Annotated in this window: 23 protein-coding genes and 3 pseudogenes; 23 read left to right on the forward strand and 3 right to left on the reverse strand. The window is 28.9% G+C overall.

What is annotated here, in order from left to right; all coding sequences use genetic code 4:
* Positions 1-243: 243 nt before the first annotated feature.
* From NL276_RS00900 to ffh, 10 genes and pseudogenes are all read left to right on the forward strand, one after another.
* The gene (locus NL276_RS00900) at positions 244-870 is read left to right on the forward strand and encodes a GntR family transcriptional regulator (protein ID WP_253301592.1); all 627 of its coding nucleotides are present in this window, start codon (positions 244-246) and stop codon (positions 868-870) included.
* 72 nt (positions 871-942) lie between these two features.
* Positions 943-1317, forward strand: coding sequence for a hypothetical protein (locus NL276_RS00905; RefSeq protein ID WP_253301593.1), 375 nt, complete (start codon positions 943-945; stop codon positions 1315-1317).
* Positions 1266-1787: a PTS transporter subunit EIIC gene (locus NL276_RS00910; RefSeq protein WP_253301594.1), complete on the forward strand. Its 522-nt coding sequence runs from the start codon at positions 1266-1268 to the stop codon at positions 1785-1787. The genes NL276_RS00905 and NL276_RS00910 overlap by 52 nt, the downstream gene beginning before the upstream one ends.
* 9 nt (positions 1788-1796) lie before the next feature.
* Positions 1797-2381, forward strand: coding sequence for a PTS transporter subunit EIIC (locus NL276_RS00915; RefSeq protein ID WP_253301595.1), 585 nt, complete (start codon positions 1797-1799; stop codon positions 2379-2381).
* Positions 2382-2428: 47 nt separating this feature from the next.
* Entirely contained in the window at positions 2429-2800 is a 372-nt protein-coding gene (locus NL276_RS00920; RefSeq protein ID WP_253301849.1) for a glycoside hydrolase family 31 family protein, read from the forward strand.
* A 127-nt stretch (positions 2801-2927) separates the two neighbouring features.
* On the forward strand, positions 2928-4457 hold the full coding sequence (gene rny / locus NL276_RS00925) for a ribonuclease Y (protein ID WP_253301596.1): 1530 nt from the start codon (positions 2928-2930) through the stop codon (positions 4455-4457).
* An 81-nt stretch (positions 4458-4538) separates the two neighbouring features.
* Positions 4539-4802: a transposase family protein gene (locus NL276_RS00930; RefSeq protein WP_253301010.1), complete on the forward strand. Its 264-nt coding sequence runs from the start codon at positions 4539-4541 to the stop codon at positions 4800-4802.
* A 140-nt stretch (positions 4803-4942) separates the two neighbouring features.
* Positions 4943-5089, forward strand: a pseudogene (locus NL276_RS05050) (helix-turn-helix domain-containing protein); the annotation flags it as partial.
* A gap of 12 nt (positions 5090-5101) precedes the next feature.
* Positions 5102-5653, forward strand: a complete 552-nt coding sequence (locus tag NL276_RS00935; RefSeq protein ID WP_253301039.1) for a DDE-type integrase/transposase/recombinase — start codon at positions 5102-5104, stop codon at positions 5651-5653.
* A 125-nt stretch (positions 5654-5778) separates the two neighbouring features.
* A pseudogene (ffh, locus tag NL276_RS05055) lies at positions 5779-7134 on the forward strand (signal recognition particle protein).
* A 110-nt stretch (positions 7135-7244) separates the two neighbouring features.
* Here ffh and NL276_RS00955 read toward each other — a convergent pair.
* The 3 genes from NL276_RS00955 to NL276_RS00965 form a co-directional block, all read right to left on the reverse strand.
* Positions 7245-7493 carry a hypothetical protein gene (locus tag NL276_RS00955; RefSeq protein WP_253301599.1) on the reverse strand — a complete coding sequence of 83 codons (249 nt, stop codon included), beginning with the start codon at positions 7491-7493 and terminating at the stop codon, positions 7245-7247.
* Between the two features lie 35 nt (positions 7494-7528).
* Positions 7529-8890: a lipoprotein gene (locus NL276_RS00960; protein ID WP_253301600.1), complete on the reverse strand. Its 1362-nt coding sequence runs from the start codon at positions 8888-8890 to the stop codon at positions 7529-7531.
* Positions 8891-9131: 241 nt separating this feature from the next.
* Positions 9132-9362 carry a hypothetical protein gene (locus tag NL276_RS00965; protein WP_253301601.1) on the reverse strand — a complete coding sequence of 77 codons (231 nt, stop codon included), beginning with the start codon at positions 9360-9362 and terminating at the stop codon, positions 9132-9134.
* A 185-nt stretch (positions 9363-9547) separates the two neighbouring features.
* Between NL276_RS00965 and pyrH the strand changes: the two are divergent.
* The 13 genes and pseudogenes from pyrH to NL276_RS01035 all read left to right on the forward strand — a co-directional run bounded on the left by pyrH (position 9548) and on the right by NL276_RS01035 (position 22883).
* Positions 9548-10272, forward strand: a pseudogene (gene pyrH, locus NL276_RS05060) (UMP kinase).
* The gene (gene frr / locus NL276_RS00980; RefSeq protein ID WP_253301604.1) at positions 10273-10815 is read left to right on the forward strand and encodes a ribosome recycling factor; all 543 of its coding nucleotides are present in this window, start codon (positions 10273-10275) and stop codon (positions 10813-10815) included.
* A gap of 120 nt (positions 10816-10935) precedes the next feature.
* Complete coding sequence (locus NL276_RS00985; protein ID WP_253301605.1) at positions 10936-11169, forward strand: undecaprenyl diphosphate synthase family protein; 234 nt, start codon at positions 10936-10938, stop codon at positions 11167-11169.
* A 23-nt stretch (positions 11170-11192) separates the two neighbouring features.
* Complete coding sequence (gene uppS, locus NL276_RS00990; RefSeq protein ID WP_253301606.1) at positions 11193-11582, forward strand: polyprenyl diphosphate synthase; 390 nt, start codon at positions 11193-11195, stop codon at positions 11580-11582.
* A complete protein-coding gene (locus NL276_RS00995; protein ID WP_253301607.1) occupies positions 11575-11994 on the forward strand; it encodes a hypothetical protein in 420 nt (139 codons plus the stop codon). The genes uppS and NL276_RS00995 overlap by 8 nt, the downstream gene beginning before the upstream one ends.
* Positions 11927-12721, forward strand: coding sequence for a phosphatidate cytidylyltransferase (locus tag NL276_RS01000; protein ID WP_253301608.1), 795 nt, complete (start codon positions 11927-11929; stop codon positions 12719-12721). The genes NL276_RS00995 and NL276_RS01000 overlap by 68 nt, the downstream gene beginning before the upstream one ends.
* On the forward strand, positions 12675-13823 hold the full coding sequence (gene dxr, locus NL276_RS01005) for a 1-deoxy-D-xylulose-5-phosphate reductoisomerase (RefSeq protein WP_253301609.1): 1149 nt from the start codon (positions 12675-12677) through the stop codon (positions 13821-13823). The genes NL276_RS01000 and dxr overlap by 47 nt, the downstream gene beginning before the upstream one ends.
* Positions 13824-13858: 35 nt before the next feature.
* Entirely contained in the window at positions 13859-15211 is a 1353-nt protein-coding gene (locus NL276_RS01010; RefSeq protein ID WP_253301610.1) for a site-2 protease family protein, read from the forward strand.
* Between the two features lie 27 nt (positions 15212-15238).
* On the forward strand, positions 15239-19597 hold the full coding sequence (locus tag NL276_RS01015; protein WP_253301611.1) for a PolC-type DNA polymerase III: 4359 nt from the start codon (positions 15239-15241) through the stop codon (positions 19595-19597).
* Between the two features lie 58 nt (positions 19598-19655).
* Positions 19656-20549 (forward strand): GTPase Era, encoded by an 894-nt coding sequence (era, locus tag NL276_RS01020; RefSeq protein WP_253301612.1) that lies wholly within the window; start codon positions 19656-19658, stop codon positions 20547-20549.
* 6 nt (positions 20550-20555) lie between these two features.
* Complete coding sequence (locus NL276_RS01025) at positions 20556-20693, forward strand: recombination protein O N-terminal domain-containing protein (protein WP_253301613.1); 138 nt, start codon at positions 20556-20558, stop codon at positions 20691-20693.
* Between the two features lie 5 nt (positions 20694-20698).
* On the forward strand, positions 20699-20848 hold the full coding sequence (locus NL276_RS01030) for a hypothetical protein (RefSeq protein ID WP_253301872.1): 150 nt from the start codon (positions 20699-20701) through the stop codon (positions 20846-20848).
* 667 nt (positions 20849-21515) lie between these two features.
* Positions 21516-22883: a glycine--tRNA ligase gene (locus tag NL276_RS01035; RefSeq protein ID WP_253301614.1), complete on the forward strand. Its 1368-nt coding sequence runs from the start codon at positions 21516-21518 to the stop codon at positions 22881-22883.
* Positions 22884-22892: the final 9 nt, after the last annotated feature.

Here is a 22892-nt window from a genome sequence, read left to right on the forward strand (position 1 = left end):
GAGATAAAAGACATTGTTGATTGAATTAAAATGTCAAACAATACTTACTATAATATTGATCATAAAATGGGTGCAAAAGAGGAACCAGATACTTTAACGGTTATTGATCCATTTAGTCCACATGCATAATAATGCTTTTTCTTTTAAAATCAAAAATTTTAAAAGAAAAAGCATTTTTTTATTGATTTTCAATTTAAAATTAATACTATGTGAAGTAAAGAATTATAGACAATTTTAAAAACAATGATAAGTAAAGGCAAACCGGGGTTTAGATTACCATCAGAAGAAATGCTGATGAAACAATATCAAGTTAGTCGGACAACTGTTCGTGATACATTTAAAAAGTTAATTGGAAAAAATATGATTTATAGTTTGCAGGGGAAAGGTTATTTTACTTTGAATCGAGTTTTTTGAAGTACGGAATTATCATTTTCAAAAAAATATGACAATGCAGTTAATAAATTATATGTTGTTAATATTCCGCTTGATCAATATTTTCTTGATACATATCAATGTTTGGAAAATGATTTTATGAGTTTAATTAAAGTTCGTTATCAAAATGATAGGATTAAGAAATATTCCATTATTTGAGTTAATAAAACAATTTTAAAAAACCTTAACTTTAAAGATTGTGAAGATAGTTTATTATATTATATCCATTCAAGGAATATTACGCTAATCAATAACCTTAAATGTTTACGCTTAGAATTGCCTAATGCTTATGATGAAAAGTTTTTGCAGTTAAGTTTTAAAACATATTTGCCTAAAAAGTATTCAATTACTTTTTCAGAATATCATGAAGTTGTTGAATGTAGTAAAGAAACATACCAACCAGAATTATTTGAATTTTATAAAGTAAATTATTTTTAATAAGAACTTGTTACGACAAGTTCTTATTTTTTTTGTGGTAAATAAAATTAAAATAGAAAGGAGAAATAAAGAATGGCAAAGTCAGAAAATTTAAGGCAAAAGGAAAACTATTTTATGAAATTAAAGAATAAAATTAAGGTGCCATTTGAAGGGGGAAAGAATTCACGCTTTAAAATTGGGATTAATAAATTTGCTAAGGCAATTTTAACAATGATTGCAATTTTACCAGTTGCTGGGTTATTCATTGTTGTTGGTAAAATTATTGGACCGTTAGGCTTTGGTCAAATTACAAGTATTGCCAAAGTAGCAAACCATATTGGAACAATTATTGAAACAATTGGTTGAATGCCATTCCTTCATATTGGATTGTTATTTGCTATTGTTATTGGTGGGTCATGGCTAAAAATAAGGATGGTGGTTGTTTTGCTGGAGCAATTGCTTATTTAACATTATTAGGTGTTGGAGCAACATTTTTTGTAACTAGAACAGGAACTGATGGAACTGAGTTTATGAATTATATTTTAGGGGGAAGATGAACCAACCAAAAGGATTATTTTAGTAATCAAGAAGGGGTTTATTCACTCCGTTTTGATGCATTGGGGGGAATTATTACTGGTTTTATTGGGGCTGGAGTTTATAATAAGTTTTTTGCTTTTAATCGTTTACCTAATGCGTTATCTTTTTTTAATGGACCACACTTTGTGCCATTAATGGTAATTGTGGCTTGTTTACCAATTGCAATTACTTTGTCCCTACTTTGACCACTAATTCAAACGGGAATAAATGTTATTGGGAATAATATTGCTTTAAATAATAAAATTCCGTTTATTATTCCTTTTGGATATGGTTTTTTAGAACGTTTGTTACTACCATTTGGTTTACATAACATGATTACAATTCCAATGAATTATACTTAATTAGGGGGTGTGCTAGACTTTACGAGTGTTAATACTTTTTCAGATACTTTATTTGAAAATCAAGCACTTACAAAAGAAGAACTAGTCGCTTTTTTTAATTATGCTGTTAATAATAATTTAGTTGATAAGAAAAGTTTAATTCCAGAAGGTCAAGAACAAATGTGATATACCTGAATTACAGCTTTAAATTTAGTTAAAAATAATTGAACGAAATATGCAAATAATATTGTTTCCAATCCAACGGGGGCTAATGCTGTTTATCAAATTGTAATAAATGCTTTTGAGCCAGTACGTTTCAAAGTTGGTCAAATGATTACTTCAACAGGATCATTAATTGGAGCTGGAATTGGAATTATGTATGCGATTAGTAAAACTAATCGTGTTAAATATAAATCAATTTATATTTCGGGTTGCTTAGCTTGTTTATTAACGGGTGTTACTGAACCGATTGAATTTATTTTTATGTATACAGCACCATTATTATATTTGGCCCATGCGGTAATGACAGGAATAGCTTTTGGAATGGCTGATTTAGTTCCAATGCGAATTCATGCTTTTGGGGCAATTGAAATTATCATGAAATACTGGTTTTAGAAAATGAGGATGATTCAATTGCACAAATAATTGATAATCAACTTTATTTAGGGAGTAATTTATTAATAGCTCCGATTTTAACACCACAAACAATGAAACGAGAAGTTTATTTACCTGCAGGAGAATGGTTTTTGTTTGGCCAAAAAGAAAAGAAATATCTTGGAAAGCAATATTATTTATTGTCTTGTTCGGCAGATGAAATTTTGCTTTTTGTAAAAGGAAACACCATTATTCCAACTATTAAAGAAGATAATTATCATTTTGAACAATTAGACACTGTTTCATTAGAATTAAATCTTTATGGAACATTACCATCAAAATACGAATTAAAGTTTAAACTTAACAAAAATTTAATTATAATTACTTATCAAAATCAAAAGTTTAATATTTCATCAAAGCACAGTTATGTTCTAAAATAGTTAATATTTCCATTTTTTCCTTTAAAAAATAGTATAATATATGTGGTAATTATTTATTACCATTATTCCACTTATACACTTAAATTAATACTTCTTGCTTAATACTCTAAGTAGAGGAGACATAATTATGGAAATATCTATATGAGTAATAATCATTATTGCTGTTGCAATTGGTTTTTACTTTCTTGGATTTTTATGTGAAAAATATCTAAGATTTAAATTAATTAAAAAAACAAAGTTAAAAATAAAACAAGCTGAAGAAAAGGCAAAAAAAATTATTAATGCTGCAAAAGCAGATGGAAAAGTTGAAGCAGCACAAATTAGACAAGAAATGAATAATGAATTAGCTCGGAAACGAGAAGAATTTTTAGAAACGGAAAAGTTTTTAACAAATAGGGAGCGTTTAATTATTGAACGCGAAGAAGTATTACATAGTAAAGAGCAAGAAACGTTTCGGAAGAAAGAAGAATTACAAGGAAAGATTAACTATTATCAAGAACTAGTTGAAAATAATCTTCAACAGCTTGAAAAAGTTACTGGTTATTCTCTTGAAGAAGCGAAAGATGTACTTTTTAAAGAAATAAGTGACCGTTACCAAAAAGAAATTGGTGAATTTTTAAAAAATGCTGAGAATACAGCAAAAATTAACGCCAAAGAAACAGCTATTAATATTGTTACTAGCGCAATTGAACGTTATGCTGTTAATATTGTGGCAGAAAAAACAACTACTTCTGTTTATTTGGAAGATGATAATATGAAAGGACGGATTATTGGGAAAGACGGCCGTAATATTCGAACTTTTGAAGTAGCCGCTGGAGTGGATCTAATCATTGATGATACTCCAAATGTTGTTCAAATTTCATCTTTTAACCCCATTCGCCGTGAAATTGCCCAAAAAACATTAGAAAAGCTATTAATTGATGGACGGATTCAACCAAATCGGATTGAAGAAACAATCAAGTTAGAGCAAGAAGAAATTGAAATGACAATTTTGGAAACAGGAAAAGAAGTTGTTGCTGAATTAGAATTAGATAATTTAGACATTGAATTAATTCGCCATCTAGGAATTTTAAAATACCGAACTAGTTATGGGCAAAATGTTTTATTGCATTCAATTGAAGTTGCTAAATTAACGGCAATGATGGCTAGTGAATTAGGTTTAGACGCATCAATTGCAATGCGAGCGGGTCTATTACATGATATTGGAAAAGCAGTTGATTTTGATAACGAAGGAAGCCATGTTACCTTGGGAGTTAAGTTAGCAACAAAATGTTATGAGAATCCAATTATCATTAATGCGATTGCTTCACATCATGGTGAAGTCTCTGCTAATAATCCATATTCAGTTTTTGTTTCTGCTGCTGATACATTATCAGCAGCACGACCAGGGAGCCGTAATAATAATCTTGAAAATTATATTTCCCGTATGTCTGAATTAGAAAAAATCTGTCAAACAGTAGTTGGTGTTCAATCGGTTTATGCTTTACAAGCAGGACGTCAAATTCGTGTTATTGTTAATCCAGTTATTAGTGATGATGACCGTACACACAAAATTGCAATTGATATTAAAGAAAAAATTAAAAAAACAAAGGCAATTCCAGGGGACATTGTTATTACAGTAATTAGAGAGTTACGAATAACAGAAACTGTTATTTAAAAGAATAATTTAGAGTGCACCCCAAAAAGTAAGTAAAGTAAAAAAAGACTTTGCTAAACTTTTAAAGGAGGTGCATTTTATATGGCAAGAAAAGGTCAAAAATATAACAAATATACATCAGAATTTAGAACAAAAATCATTGAGGAAATTAAACAAAAAAGTTGTTGAGTAGTAGCAAAACAATATAATCTAAATGCAAATACAGTAGAATCTTGATGAGCAAATCATAAAAAAGGAAAATTAAACAATCATAAAGGACCTAAAATCTCTTTTGGTAAAAGAGATTTAGAATATTATAAAACAAGGTATGAATTATTAAAAAAGCTCCATGACTTTTACAATTAAGCAAACTAAGAATCGTCTCTTTTATTAAACAAAATTGTCATGAATATTCAATAAAATTATTATTAGAAGTAACGGGGTTAAAACGTAGTTATTGAGATAAATATAAAAATTATGACAGTAGCAAAAAAGATAAAGAAGCAATAAATGATATTGTAAAAGTCTATGAAGAAAATTTAAAACAATTTGGATATCGAAGAATTACTAAATATTTAAAAGAAGATTATGATATAAAATATAATTCAAAAAAAGTTTTAAGGATTATGCGTTATAATCAAATACAACCTGAATATGTAAGAAAAATGAGAAGAAAAATGAAATATAAACAGAATAAAGAAAAAAGTTTATTGCAATATCCTGATTTAATTAATCGTAAATTCAATGATATAAAAACAAGGTTTTCAGTGCTATATACTGATGTAACATATTTAATTTGAAAAAGAGAAAAATATTATCAATCAACAATTATTGATGGATATACTAAAGAAATAGTTGATGTAAAGTGATCTAAATATAATGACAATAAATTAGTAATAGATAATTTAAATGATGCAATTAATAAAATAAAATTAATAAAAAAAGATCTGAATGGAATAATAATTCATTCAGACCACGGATATCAATACACATCCGCTATTTATCTCGATAAATGTGTATCTAACGGTATTATAATTTCAATGGGGAAAAATTACCACTGTGCAGATAATATTGTTATAGAAAGTTTTCATTCATTACTTAAGAAAGCTACAATCCATAATAAAATATATAATTCACATGAAGAATATATACAAGATGTTATAAAATGAAATACATGATATTCAAATCGTAAAGAAAAAGATATAATAAAAAAATAGTAAATACTTTTTATTAGTACTTACTAAAATGGGTGCAGTCTAATTTTTTATTCTTTTTTTATGGAAATTTTAGTATTATAACTATTAGGAAAGATTTTGTTATAAAAAATAAAGGAGAATTAGTGATGATTGGAGACTTTTTAGCAAATCGATTGAAAAAATCAATTGAAAAAAATATGAAAAAATCAACTTTAACTAGTGATGCTATTAGTGAAACAATGCGTGAAATTAGATTGGCATTATTAGAAGCGGATGTTAATAATGAAATGGTGAAAGATTTTATTAAGGCAGTAGAAACAAAAGCCCGCGGAGAATATATTTCCTATGGTTTGAATGCATCACAGATGATGGTTAAAATTGTTCATGAAGAATTGGTTAATATTTTTGGGAAACAACGAAGGAATTATCTTTTGCTTCAAAACCAACAATTGTTATGATGGTTGGATTACAAGGGAGTGGGAAAACGACAACCACTGGTAAAATTGCCAAATTAGTGGAAAAAAAATATCAAAAAAAACCATTATTGGTAGCTTGTGATATTTATCGTCCCGCAGCAATTGATCAGTTAAAAACAATTGGAAAGAATCTAAATCTTGAAGTATTTGAACGAGGAACACAAAATCCTGTTCAAACAGCGCAAAAAGCAGTTACTTATGCAAAAGAAAATAAAAATGATGTTATTTTAATTGATACTGCTGGTCGTTTGCATATTGATTCGGAATTAATGCAAGAATTAAAAGAAATTAAAAATAATATTACTCCTGATGAAATCTTACTTGTTGTTGATGGAATGACAGGACAAGATATTATTAATGTTGCAACAGAATTTAATCAATTGTTAAAGTTAACCGGAGTTGTTGTTACTAAGTTAGATGGTGATGCTCGTGGGGGAGCAGCATTATCAATTACTCATTTAACCAAATTGCCAATTACTTTTATTGGGACTGGAGAGGGAATGAGTAGTTTACAAATTTTTTATCCCGACCGAATGGCAGATCGAATTTTGGGAATAGGGGATGTTCAAACCCTAGTTGAAAAGGCAAAAGATGTTTTAGATGAACGTGATATTAAAAAAACAATGAATCGAATGATGATGGGACAATTTGATTTACAAGATTTGTTAAATCAAATGCGACAAATCTCAAAAATGGGAAAAATGGGTGGAATTATGAAATTACTGCCTGAATGCCAAAAATGAGTGATGAAAAAATTGCTGATGCAGAACGTAAATTAAAAGCAACAGAAGTCTTATTATCTTCAATGACAGTTAAAGAACGTCGTGAACCGCGGTTGTTAAAACACTTATCACGAAAAAATCGGATTTTAAAAGGTTCGGGGCGGACAGAAAAAGAATATAATGAGTTAATTAATCAATTTGAAAAACAAAAAAACAAGTTGATGAGATTGCTCGCCAAATTAAATCTGGTCGTATGCCAAACATTCCGGGAATGGGTGGTTTAAGCGGAATGGGTTTTAATTAAGACAATATTTCAAAGTTTTATTATAAAAAATTGTGAATCAAATAAAAAAAGTTTAAGGACAATTAAATGTTGTAACTTAAACTTGTTTTTATTATTATTTAATTTTTTTCTTATTCTATTTTAGTTCTTTCTGCTATAGAAAATTGCATTCCTATTTTGCCACTATTAGACCATGGACTTGATACAAACGAATAGTATAAGCCACTATCAAAAGATTCACCAAATGTAAACATCATTGCTCATGGAGTTGTTATTTGATAATCTCAAACTATTTCTAATCAACTTCAATTTTGTTCTATTCCTTTAGGTTTTGACAATAGGGGATGTAATTTAATATTAAATAAATCAAGGTCTTCCAAATCTTTGGCTTCATCATAATTTTTAAAATCTTTTACTAAAAGTTAATAACACTTTGAAGACCATCCTTTTTATTTTGTTCTAGGACCTTTTTAAATGTTTTATTTGGAAATCTAAATTCAACAAAACTACTAATAAAAGTTCCACCCTTGGCGTATTTAATAAATTGAATAATAATTTTTCCTCAGTTTACTAATTTTTTGTCAATTGCTGCTCGCGATAAGTTCAAAGTAATTGTTGCATCTTCATTATTTTTATTTGTTACATTACCAGATAACCCTAATCCGTAGATGTTAAAATAATTTAGTTTAATTTTTAATGTGCCTAAGTCTAAACCAACATTGTCATCAACATTGAAAACGGGGCCAACATTGTTTTTATAAAAATCAACAAAATCAGTAGGTTTGATATCATCAATGCTATCTCAACCAACACCATTATTCATTTTTTCTCCAATTCATTCCTGCAATAAAACCTTGTTTTTTTTTGCATTGTTTGTTAAACCATCATATCCCTTATTTTCTGATGTTAATGCTCCATTTTGTTCTTTTTCAATTAAGGGTGTATCATTATAAGTAATACTAATATTTTGAAATTCTTTTTGACTTATAATATAATTTTTTACAGCAGTTTTGAAAATATCGTCTAATGGTTTAGTATATTTTCCAAAATCTCACATCATTTGATCATATAGTGGTTTAAAAAGTTCATTTTCACCAAAATTAACAGTTTCTAATTTAATAAAATAGTCTTTAATGTTTTCAATTAGAAAACTTACTGCTTTATCAGAAAGGGCATGTAAGGCAGTAACATTTTCAGTAACATTGTAAATACTTGTTATTCCAAAACTAGCATAAATTTGTTTAAATTTTAATTGAAGTGTTGCTTTGTAATCAACTAGAACAGCTGAAAAGGGCTCTGGATTAACATCACTAGGAAATTTATTGCGTAAATTTTCTACATCAATAAAAGTAACTTTTACAATATTTTTTTCATCATCTAGGGTTAATGGCATTTCATCAACAAAGTAATTTGAATATTCATTTTGTAAGTCATGGTTAACATTATCAAAAATTTTTGTAAAACTATTGATAAAATAAGTAACAATTTTATTATCTTCTGGATTACTTAACTTTAATTGATAAGAATCAGTATCTCCTTTATTTACTTTAGAATAGATTTTTGACAAGTTGCTTTTTATACTATCGATATAAGGAATATTTTTAATTTTTTGATTAATTTTTTCACCTGCTTTTGCTTGAATTTCATTAAAGACTTGCAGGTCTTTTGCGGTAATACTTTCGTTAGTAACTAGTTTTTTGTTATGACAAGCAACAACATTGGGAGCAACAGTTCCAACTAATGTGATTGTTCCTAAAATACTTAATAATTTCTTCATTTTTTTCTCCTTGTTATTAATTCAAATTAAAAAATTATTGGCATTGCAATAGTAATTTAATTAGTATTTTTTAATATTTAACTTTTTTGTTTTTTAAGTTAACGGTGGCGCATGTCCTTTTTTAAATTGACTAATTGATTTAGAATTACGAAAATTAGTAAATAATAAACCTTCACGGAATGTTAAAATTCTTGAAAGAAAAATATTTAAAATAATTATTAATGTTATTTGTTTTTAGAAATTAGATATTGGTAAAAAAGAGTTTTAAATTGTTCTGTGCTTTTTTAAGGTATTTTAAAAATTCAATTTTAATTTTAAAACAATAAGCAAAAAGAAGGAAAATAACAGATGCATAAAATAAATTATCGTTGATTTCTAAATCAACATTTTTAATGGATATATTATAAGTAAGATAAATAATTACCAAAATAAAATATGAAGTTAAATACCCAGTAAATAATTTTTTTCTCATCAGTTTTTCCTCTTTTGTTTCTTAACTATATTTATAACAATTATTTATAAAAAAACAAGTGGATAATTTTTATTAACCGAAGTTTTTTATTTATTAATCTATAAATTACTAATTTTATTTTGCTTATTTTTTAAAACAATTTATAATATATTAGGAATAAACAAGAAAAAGAAAGGAATGTTATGATGGCATTACAATATAAGCGTGTTTTATTAAAATTGTCTGGCGAAGCATTAGGAAACCCTGATGATTTGTATGATTCAAAGAGAATTCATGATATCGCTAGACAAATTGTTAAATTACAAAGAGAAAGACTTCAAATTGCGATTGTTGTTGGTGGTGGCAATATTTGGCGTGGTAATCGTGCTGATAGTATTAATATGAATCCGATTAGTGCGGATTATATGGGAATGTTAGCAACCGTAATGAATGCACTAGCATTAGAAGCAGTCTTAAAAAATGAAGGAAGTGAAAATGTTGTTGTAACTTCAAAATTCAAGTTCCAGAAGTAGCATCGCCATATTTGTTTAAAAAAGCAAAAGCTGCTTTGGAAAAAGGAGCAATTGTTATTATGGCTGGTGGAACTGGCCAACCAAAATTTACAACTGATACTGCGGCAACAATTCGGACAATTGAAATTGATGCTGATGTTATGTTAATGGCAAAGAACGGTGTTGATGGCATTTATGACAAAGATCCGCGCGAAAATTCTGATGCAATTCGATTTGATAATATTAGTTTAAATGAATTACAAGAAAAACAATTAAAAGTGATGGACTTAACAGCATCAAGTTTAGCAATGGAAGATAATGTTAAAATTGTTGTTTTTGACATTAATGAACCAGATAATATTTATAAGGCAGCACACGGAAGTGCTCGTTCAACAGTTGTTACAGGAGGAAGAAAATAAATGTCACAAGAAATTATTAATCAAACAAAAGAAAAAATGACAAAAGTATTAGGGACATTTGAAAATGAATTAGTAAAAATTCGTACTGGTCGTGCTAATCCAAATATGTTAGCACATATTATGATTGATTATTGTGGAACACTAACGCCAATTCATCAATTAGCAAATATTATGGTTCCTGAGGCGCGTCAATTAGTAATTAAACCTTATGATCGCGGAACAATTAGTTTAATTGTTATGGCAATTAATAAGTCAGATTTAGGATTATCACCAAATTCAGAAGCAGATTTAATTCGTTTAAATATTCCTCCTTTAACAGAAGAACGTCGTAAAATGTTAGTAAAAGATATGTGAAAAGAAGTTGAACATTTTAAAATTGCAATTCGTAATGAACGCCGCGATAGTAATGAACAAATTAAAAAAGATCCCAATTTAACCGATGATGATAAAAAATACTATGAAGGTGAAATTCAGAAATTAACAGATAATTTTATTAAACAGCTTGATGAAAAGGGGACATTAAAGGAAAAAGAACTAATATAAGTATAAACTTTCATTTTTTATTATGCCAGATATAATAAATAATAGATAAAACAAGAAAGAGAGAACAAGGAATATGAATGTACCACAACATATTGCAATTATTTTAGATGGCAATGGTCGTTGAGCAACAAAACAAGTTTAAAGCGAACAGCTGGTCATGAAGAGGGAGCAAAACGAATTAAAGAAGTTGCTTTAAAAGCAAATGCATTAGGAGTTAAATATTTAACACTTTATTGTTTTTCAACAGAGAATTGAAAGCGCAATAAAAAGGAAGTTGCTTATTTGATGGAAATGCCAGAACGATTATTAAATAATAAAGAAGTAAGTAATTTTAAAATGAAAATATTGTTTTAAACCATATTGGTCGTAAAACAAAAATGCCAGCAAAAACGTTAGATGCTATTAATGACGCTATTAAGCAAACGAAGGATAACAATGGTTTAGTATTAACCTTTGCCTTTGATTATGGGGCAATTGAAGAAATTGTCACTGCTATTAACGAAATGTTAGCAGCGCAATTGTCTGAAGTTTATGAGAAAACTTTGTTTAATTATTTATATACTAAAAATCTACCAGCTGTTGATTTAATGATTCGTTGTGGTGGTGAACAACGCTTAAGTAATTTTTTACTGTTGCAAAATCGTTATGCTGAGTTATATTTTACTGATAAATTTTGGCCAGAATTTGATGAAAATGCTTTGTTAACAGCAATATTAGATTATAATAATAGAAATAGAAGATTTGGAGGGGTTAAAAGTTATGAATAATAAGCAAGATAATGTTCTTGTTGATGAAACAAATGCACCATCAGATACAAATGGCAATAATATTACCGAAACAAAGAAAGTGGAACAAAAAAAAGGAATGTTTCAAAAAAAATATGTTTCACGACATATTACATTTTATGTTTTATTAATTTTTTTGGGATTATATTTATTTACTGGGGCAATTGCAACAGAATGACAAGGTAAAGTTGCTCATATTGATATTGTTGATTATGTTTTTATTGGCATTAATGTCGTAATTTTGGGGTTAGTTAACTATGAGATTTTACGGTTAGTGGGGGGGGACAAAGTGACTAATTTATACTCAAGTTATTACTTATTTATTAATGGTGTTTTTATTTTTATTTCCAGTTGAATCTGTTGCGGAAAGTTATGGTGGAATCGGCGCTATTAATTATCCGTTTTATACTTTATTAAATTGAAATTGGTTGAAACCATGAATTATTTTTGTTATTTATTTATGTGCGATTTTAGTATATTATTGCCTAGTTTTTAGTTCAAAAGAAATTACCTTTGGTAAAATGACTTTAGTATTGATTTTTACGTTATATTTAATTTTTGCTTTTAAAGCAATGAATAAATTTATGTTAAATCCTGATTATGGTTGAAGCAGTGTTGTTTGATTAGCTTTAATTATTATTTTAACTGATACTTTTGCTTTTGTGGGAGGGGTTAGTTATGGAAAACACAAATTAGCACCAAATGTTTCACCAAACAAAACTTGAGAAGGAGCTGCGACAGGGACAATAATGGCGGCTGGAATTGCTATTACTTATGCTGTTTTAATGTTCAATTTAAACAAAAATGAAAAACACTGAGTTTTTAATTTCTTTTCAAATGATAATGATAAACATGTAATGCGTTATGTTATTTATGTTTTATTAGCTTTTGTGTTAAGTATTTTATCACAATTAGGTGATTTATCTTTTTCATGAATTAAACGTCGTTATGATATTAAAGATTTTAGTAATTTATTACCTGGCCATGGTGGGGGTGCTAGATCGTTTGGATTCATTTTCGTTAATATTTTTTGTAATGTTTATTATTTCAAATGTGGCATTGCAACGCTAATTAATGATGCGAGAACTTATTATTTTTGGGGCTTCAGGGAGCATTGGTAAACAAGCCTTACAGATTATAAAAACCAATCCAAATGATTTTATCCTTAGGGCGATTAGCGTCTATCATAATGTGACCGTTCTTGATGAAATATTACCAACATCACCAACAATTAAGATGGTTCATGTTGCTGATGCAACACAACAAGCAGCATTTACTGTTAAGTATCCAACAATTACTTTTGTTACTGAAGAAGCGGGTTTTGATCAAATTTTAACAACATTCCCATCAGTAATGGTTCTTAATTCTATTGGGGGGTTTGCAGGATTGTACCCAACTTTGCAAACATTGCAAGGATATCATCGTACCTTATTATTAGCAAATAAAGAATCACTAGTATTAGCGGGTGATTTAATTAATAACTTATTAGAAGAACATCAAAATCAGTTGTTTCCAATTGATTCTGAGCATTGTGCAATTTTTCAATGTTTAGAGCAAGATAATCCGGTGCAAGAGATTATTTTAACTGCTTCAGGAGGAATGTTTGCTGATAAAACATTAGCTCAATTAACAACAATTAATGAAAGCCAAGCTTTGTGTCATCCAAACTGACAAATGGGACAAAATATTACCATTGATTCTTCAACAATGGTTAATAAAGCTTTTGAAGTTATTGAAGCATATCATTTATTTAAAACAAAAAATATTACTGTTGTGTTGCATCCCCAATCAATTTTGCATTCAGCGGTGCAGTATGAAGATTACTCAATTTTAGCACAGTTATCACCACCATCAATGATTCAAGTTTTAAATTATTTTTTCTATTATCCGCTGCGGAAAAAAAATCCTTTATTAAAACCATTAGATTTTAGTGATTTAATTACTTTAACATTTCAAAAAGCAGATTTATCACGATGAAAGGCGCTAAAATTAGCTTATCGTTGTTTGAATGAAAACAACGCTTTGGCTGTTGCTTTTCATACAGCAAATGAACAGTTACGAGCGTTATTCTTAGCGGGAAAAATTAAATTTTATCAAATTGTTGATTATATTGAGTTTTTTATGGATAAAATTAAGCCACAAAAACTATATAATTATCAGCAAATAAAACAATTTAATGATACTATTAAAAGAGAAATTATTAATTATTTTTCGGAAAAATAATGTTATGAAAAGGTAAGTTAGGAGTTAGTATATAAATGTCAGCGGGAATGATAGTTTTAGGATTTGTAATTGGTATTATAATTTTATTAATGCTAGTTACAGTTCATGAATTTGCCCATTTTGTTATTGCAAAATTATCGGGAGCATATGTTTATGAGTTTGCAATTGGGTTTGGCCCAAAGATTTTTTCTTGAGGTAAAAAAGAAACGCGTTATTCAATTCGAATTTTTCCTTTTGGTGGTTATGTGTATATTGCCAGTGAATTAGTTGATGCTCCAAAAGGGCGCGAAGAAGAGGAAATTCCAAAAGAACGAAAAATGGAGAACATTGCTAAATGAAAACTATTAATTTTTATTGTGGCGGGAGCTTTAATGAATTTTTTTATTGCTGTTTTCATTTTTACAACAACTTTTGCTGCTTTAAATGCCAAACCATCAGATATGACATATTGAGGAGCAAAATATGATGTCGGAGGAGCAGCATATAATGCTATAAAAACAAGTAAAGAACCAATTGGACAGGATATTGTTATTTTAAATTATTGATTAGGTCCGAACCAAGCCAATCTTAAAGTGGCACAAAATTATTATCGTGATCATGAAAAGGATGATGAAAAATATAATGAAGCTAATAAGATTTTAGTTAGTCATCTTGGAACTATTAATAATATTCCGAATTATCAAACAACAGTTTATAATTTTATTAATAATTTAAAAAAACAATATAATCAAAGCGATGAACATCAGCGCGCTAATTTTATTACATTAGATTTTGTTCGGGTGAACAATAAAAAAGAGGTAACAACCGATTCAACTAATCGATTGTTTCAAAATGAACCAGTTGAATTAAAAATAACTGGCAGTACTTATACCGTTGGGATTCGTGCACCTGATCGCCAGTTTGCTACAACAGCACAGGCTTATGGTTATGGTTGACGTGAAACCTTTACTGAATCAGTAACAATTTTAAAATCATTTGGTTTATTATTTACTGGTCAATGAGGACAATTATCAGGACCAGTTGGAATTGCAAAAACAGTTTCTTCAATTTTAACGGAAGGACCAGCATTATTTTTTATGTATGTCGCAATGTTATCAGCAAACTTATTTGTTTTAAATTTAATTCCGATTCCACCATTGGATGGATACAAATTCTTAGAAACATTAATTGAAGGAATTGTTGGTGGTGGGAAACGTCTCAAAGGACGTTTCCAAATTTGAAAACAGCGTCATAATCCAGCACAGCAAAAATTATTATTAGAAGAATATCAGGTAAAAGAACAAAATTGGCAGCTTCCGCACAAGGTAAAAATTATTATTAATGTCACGGGGGCAGTGCTCTTTATTTTATTATTTATTGGAATAACAATTAAAGATGTCTTTTTTTAAAGAAGATAGATAGATGAGGGATGACAAATGGATCAACAATTGGTAAAACTATTTACAGTTAACAACTTAGAATTTCCTGATAATTATTTTGCTGATGCAAAAATTATTAAAAGCGAGTATAGTACAGGAGAATCGTTTTTTCGTGTTATTATTGAAATTAATGATTTTTTGCCAACTGATGTTTTATTAAAATTAGAAACAACGTTATTAGCAAACCCAACATTACCAACGAAAGTTTCGTTCCTAGTACGGAATAAAAATTATCAATTAGAAACTATTTTTACTTATTTAGAATATATTCGTTTTAATAAATCAGAATTAAAAAATAGTTTTTTTAGTAAATTACCCCTATCACGTTTTATGTTAGTAGATAATATTTTAAAAATTACAGTTCATTCAGATAGTGAAAAAAAACTTGTTAGTGAACATTGTCATTATTATGAAAACAAATTACGTCGTTATGGGTTTCATAATTTACGATTAGATTTAATAGTCGATTTACAAGAAAATAATATTTTAGAAATTAATGAACAAGAATTAATAAAATACCAAGAAGATCAGCAGAAAAATGAAAGTTTAATGTTAAAACCAGCAATTACAACAAAGCAGGCACGGAATGGAACTAATAATTATGTAAAAGGAAAAATGGGGCAAGTAAGTTATGAACGTCTTTCTGATATTGACCAAGATGCGCCAAATGTCACAATTTATGGGAAAATTGTTAATAAGGATCGACAATTAATTTCCACTAAAAAATTTATTTATACAATTACGATAACTGATTATAGCGATACTATTGCTGGAAAGTTTTTTACCCGTACTGAACAGGCAGATGATTTTTTTGAAGAACTAAAAATTGATGAATGAGTTAGCATTTTTGGTGATATTCGTTATGATACTTATGCTAATGAACAAATGCTTTTTATTAAAAAAATTGCGCGATTAGATCGCGAGGACTTATATCGTGAAGATAATGCGGATGAAAAGCGTGTTGAATTACATTTACATACTAAAATGAGTGCAATGGATGGCGTTGTTAATATTCCTGCCCTTTTTAAAACATTACAACATTGAAAGCATTCAGCAATTGCTTTTACTGATCACTTAAATGCCCAAGCTTACCCCGAAATTTATAATATTAATATGAAATATCCTGATATTAAAGTTATTTATGGGGTGGAAGCTGACATGCTGGATGATAAAGTTTGGTATGTTAAAAATCCTCATCATCATGATTTACGGACAGCAAAATATGTTATTTTTGACTTGGAAACAACTGGTTTGAGTAGTAGTTATGATGAGATTATTGAGTTTGGAGCAGTTATTATGGATGGGATTAGTGGTGAACGAAAAATTATTAATCACTTATTTAAACCAACAATTAAATTATCTTCATTTACAACCGAATTAACCGGAATTACTGATGAATTATTAGCTGATAAACCAACTTTTATTGAATCAATTGACCAAATTTTAGAATATTTTAAAGATGCAATTTTGATTGCCCATAATGCAGAATTTGACTTAGGTTTTATTCAATCATGGTTAGAAAAAGCGGGCCGTTCTAAAATTAATAATACTGTTATTGATACCTTGCAAATATCAAGGATTTTAGAACCAACGTTAAAGAACTACCGTTTAGGAACGATTGCTCGTTGTTATAATGTTATTTATAATGGAGAAGTAGCGCACCGTGGAGATTATGATGCGATTGTTTTAACTGATGTTTATGAACACCAGTTACGCAAAATGATTAATGTTTATGGGGTTGAATTTGATGATGATATTGATCAAATTCATAATTCTGCTGTTTATAAAAAGTTACGACCAAAACATATGACGATTCTTGCCAAAAATCAACAAGGATTATTGGAATTATTTAAATTAATTACAGCGGCACATACAACCTATTTTTATTCGTCACCAAAATTATTACGCAGTGTAATTAATGAACATCGTGCTAATTTGTTAATTGGTTCATCGTGTGTTAATGGTGATGTTTTTGAAGTAGCAAGGAATAAAGATCTTAGTGAGTTAACAGAAGTTATTAGTTTTTATGATTATATTGAAATTCAACCCCCAAGTGTTTATAAACACTTGGTTCAAATGGGTGATTTATCAGAGGACCGGTTGTTAACAGTTATTAAAGATATTATTTATGCTGCAAAAAAATTAAATAAATTAGTTGTTGCAACTGGTGATGTTCATTATCTTAATCCAGAAGATAAAATTTTTCGTGAGGTTTATATTAATGCGAAAGGAATTGGAGGAAGACCGCATCAATTGTATGATTATAAACAACGGGTGACTGATTACCCCGATCAATTTTTACGAACAACAACGGAAATGTTGTATGAGTTTAAATTTTTAAATGATGATGCATTAATTTACGAAATTGTTGTTACAAATCCAAATCTTATTGCAAACCAAATTGAAAAAGTTGAAATTATTAAGGATAAATTATACACCCCCAAAATTGATGGCAGTGATGAACTTTTAAGAGAATTATGTTATAAAAATGCTTATAAGATTTATGGAAATCCATTGCCAGAAATTGTTGCAAAACGGTTAGAACGAGAATTAAGTGCAATTATTAAACATGGCTTTGCCGTTATTTATTGAATTGCTCATAAATTAGTTGATAAATCATTACAAGATGGTTATTTAGTTGGATCGCGAGGAAGTGTTGGGAGTAGTTTTGTTGCAACAATGAGTAATATTACGGAAGTGAATCCCTTGCAGCCACATTATTTATGTTCAAATTGTAGTTATAGTGAGTTTATTGTTGATGGGTCAGTAAAATGTGGTTATGATTTACCATCACGTAATTGTCCAAAGTGTCAACAACCATTAAAAGGAGATGGCCATGATATTCCTTTTGAAACATTTTTAGGATTTGAAGCAGATAAAGTTCCTGATATTGATTTAAACTTTTCTGGTGAATATCAACCAATTGCCCATGATTTTACGAAAGAAATGTTTGGAGAGCGGAATGTTTATCGTGCTGGTACAATTTCAACTGTGGCAGAAAAAACTGCTTATGGATATGTTAAAGGTTATTTTGAAAATAAGAATACCTTGCATTTAAAACGCCGGGCTGAATTAAAACGAATTGCCAAGGGGTGTGAAGGAGTTAAACGAACAACAGGGCAACATCCAGGGGGAATTGTTGTTATTCCAAAAGAATATCAAGTTGAAGAATTTACGCCTGTTAATTTTCCCGCTGATGATATCAAATCAAATTGATTGACAACACACTTTGATTTCCACGCTATTCACGATAATGTTTTAAAATTAGATATTTTAGGGCATGTTGATCCAACAGCATTACGAATGTTAGAAGATTTAACAGGAATTAATCCAAAAACAATTCCAACCAATGACGAGGCAGTGTTAAGTCTTTTTCGTAGTCTAGATGTTTTAAAAATTAAACCAGAAGATATTAATGGTGAAAAAACAGGAGCAATTGGAATTCCGGAGTTTGGGACTTTTTTTGTTCGGAAAATGTTATTAGATACTAAACCAACGTCTTTTGCTGATTTAGTTCAAATTTCAGGATTATCACATGGAACAGATGTTTGAGTTGGTAATGCACAAGATCTAATTCGAAATCAAAATATTCGAATTTCTGATGTTATTGGTTGTCGTGATGATATTATGGTTAACTTAATTTATAAAGGATTACCAGCGCAAAGTGCTTTTAAAATTATGGAAGATGTTCGGAAGGGAAAAGGGTTAACTCCAGAACAAGAGCAATTAATGCGAGAAAATAATGTTGAACAATTATATATTGATTCATGTAATAAGATTAAATATATGTTTCCTAAAGCACATGCAACAGCTTATGTTTTAATGGCATGACGAGTGGCGTGGTTTAAAATAAATTATCCTGTTGAATATTATGCAACATTCTTTTCAACCAGAACTGATGTTTTTGATATTAAAACAATTTTAAAAGGAGCAGAAACAATTAAACAAGTTTTACGTGATATTCAAGTTCGTTTGGATAATAAAGATTTTAATGCACCAAATAAACCATCGCAAAAAGAAAAGGATTTGATTCCCGTTTATGAAATTGCGTTAGAAATGTACGCTCGGGGTATTAAAATGAGTAATATTGATTTAAAAACAAGTATGAATAAAAACTTTACCGTTGTTGAAAATGATAATAATGAAAAAATTATTTTACCACCATTTTCAGCGATTGATGGTTTAGGGGGTGCTGTTGGATATAGTATCATTAATGCTCGGAAAGAAAAACCTTTCTTATCAATTACTGATTTGCAAAAACGAACAAATATCACAAAAGCGCATTTAGAATCTTTTGAAGAACTTGGAATTTTAAAAGATTTATCATTAGATGATCAAATTGCATTTGAATTTTAAAATAATAATCTTTTATCTTATTTTTCTTTATAATTAAATTAATTACGAGGTGATAAAAATGACAATTAAATCGGGATTTGTGGCAATTGTTGGCCGCCCGAATGTTGGAAAGTCAACATTATTAAATACAATTTTAAATAATAAAGTGGCAATTGTTACTGCGAAAGCTCAAACAACACGCAATCGAATTCAAGGGATTTATAATGACAATGAAGCACAAATTGTTTTTATGGATACACCAGGAATTCATAAAGCACATCATGAAATGGGGAAATTTATGAATAAAGTTGCTTTATCCACAACAAAAGCAGCGGATGTTATTTTATTTTTAGCACCCGTCAATGAGTATATTGGCGATAATGATCGCTATATTATTAAAGCACTAGAAGAACGAGGGGTTCCCATTATTTTAGTTGTTACTAAAATTGATTTAGTATCAAAAGGGGATTTAATGGTTAAAATTGCGGAATGAGAAAAGGTTCATAATTTTACTGCTGTAATTCCAATCTCAGCGTTAAAACATGAAAATGTTCCTAAGTTGCTAACATTATTAAAAGATCATTTAACAGAGGGACCACAATATTATCCTGATGACATGTTAACTGACCAGCCTGAAAAGTTTTTAATTCGTGAAATTATTCGAGAAAAAATTTTATTTTTAACTGAAGATGAAATTCCGCATAGTGTAGCAATTTTAATTGATAAGGTTGACGAACAACGAACATTGTTAAAAATTATGGCCTCAATTTGTGTTGAACGTGATTCTCAAAAGGGGATTGTGATTGGCAAAAATGGACGACTAATTAAGGAAATTGGAACTCAAGCTCGTTTAGAATTAGAACAAATTTTAGGAACAAAAATATTTTTAGAGTTATTTGTCAAAGTGGTTGAAAAATGACGTGATAAACCATCAATGATTGCTCGTTTAGGATATAACAAAGAAAGTTACTAAGTAATAATGACAACAAAAGTTACTGGGATCGTTATTAATAAGCAAAGTTATGATGATAGTGAAATTATAACGGTTTTTACCAAAGAGTTAGGAAAATTAGCTTTTTTGCTCCTGGTGTTCGGAAAATTACTTGGCATCGTGTAAGTGAAGTGCAACAAATCAACTCAGAAAGGAGTTGATTTTTTATTGAAAAGAAGCATTATTTTATTTTACGGTCCTTAGTAATTAAGTATGGAAAAGATAATGTTATTAATACGGTAAATAATATTGTAATTAATAATGTAAAAGAAGATGAATAAATTATCCGCGTAATTTATTAGCGTTAATTTATTCAATATAGTTTATTTTGAGCGTAGCGAACACGCGGAGCGTGCCGCGAAATTAAATTTTAGGAGGAATTAAGTTTTATGCTAGGTTGATTAACGACAATATTTAGTGTTGTTAATCAAACCTGGAATAATAATAACTCCTTTCAATAAATTAAAAAATTGAAATTTGAAAAATCGCTCCACTCGTTGTCGCTTTGCTCCATTAAAAACATTATTGAATAAATTATCCGCTAATAAATTACGCGGAATAATTTATTCTTTTACTTTTTAATTTCAATATCTTTTGCAATCTTATTGACAGTATTAATAACATTATCTTTACCATACTTTTTCACTAACGACCTAACGACCGCAAAATAAAATATTGCTTTGTTTGCATAATTTCAACCTCCTATAGTTAACTTAAAAAAGTTAACTATTAATTTAGTTAACTTTTTATCGGTTAGCATTTACAATTTACATCAAATAAAATTAATGTCAAAGAAATGATTGTTTTATTTAAAATGCTATGTGAGTATTATTTAACGAAAGTTGGCTTTTTTTCTTATAGTATTTATGAAATGCAGAAAAAATCAATTTATTTTAAATAATAACATAGTATAATTGAGGGTAGAGAAATAAAAAGGAGTTATATTTAATGCGATATACATTAGAAGAAGTTGTTAATCATTTAAAATCACAAGGCTTTGTTTTTCAAGGGAGTGAAATTTATGGCGGTTTAGCAAATAGTTGAGATTTTGGTCCATTAGGTGTTGAGTTAGAACGAAATTTAAAAAATTTATGATGACAACATTTTATTATAAAATCAAAATATAATGTTGGTCTGGATAGTACAATTTTAATGAATAATAATGTGTGAAAAGCCTCAGGCCATTTAGGAAATTTTGCTGATCCATTATTAGATTGTAGAAAATGTAAAACTCGTATGCGAGCAGATAAGTTAATTGAAGATAATTATCCTGATCTTAATTGTGGGGGATGAAGTAATGAACAATTAAAAATTTTTATTGACGAAAAAAATTTGCTATGTCCAAATTGTGGTGCACATGATTTTACTGATATTCGTCAGTTTGAATTAATGTTTAAGACGAACCAAGGGGTACTGGAAGATGAAAAATCGATTGTTTATTTACGACCAGAAACAGCACAAGGAATTTTTGTTAATTTTAAAAATGTTCAACGTTCATTACGAAAAAAATTGCCTTTTGGAATTGGTCAAATTGGAAAGTCATTTCGAAATGAAATTACGCCGGGAAATTTTATTTTTCGGACACGCGAATTTGAACAAATGGAACTAGAATTTTTCTATCATCCGGATGACCAAACAGATTGGTTTGAATATTGAGTTAAAGAAGTTACTAAGTTTTTAAATTTAATTAATCTAAATCCTAAGAATTATCTTTTTCGTAACCATGAAGCAAGTGAATTAGCACATTATGCTAAACGCACAATTGATGTTGAATATAAGTTTCCGTTTGGAACGGGTGAATTATGAGGAGTTGCTGATCGTGGTGATTTTGATTTACGTCAACACAGCAGAATGAGTAAACAAGATTTAAGTTATTTAAACCAAGAAACAAACGAAAAAATTTTGCCACATGTTATTGAACCGTCAGTTGGGGTTGGGCGTTTAATGTTAGCAATATTATATGATGCTTATCATGTTGAAAAAATTGGTGATAATGATTCACGAATTGTTTTGAAATTAAGTCCATTGTTAGCACCATATCAACTTGCTGTTATTCCATTAAGTAAACAATTAAATGAAGCAGCTTATCAATTATATGAAAAATTATTAAATCAGTTTCAATGTACTTATGATGAAACAGGAAACATTGGGAAACGTTATCGTCGGCAAGATGCAATTGGAACTCCATTTTGTGTCACTTTTGACTTTGAATCATTAGAAGACCAAAAAGTTACTGTTCGGAATCGAGATACAATGGTTCAAGAACGAATTGATATTGCAAATTTAGAAGATTATTTTAGAGCATTATTAAAATAATTAAAAGGA

Source organism: Spiroplasma endosymbiont of Phyllotreta cruciferae (assembly GCF_918697755.1).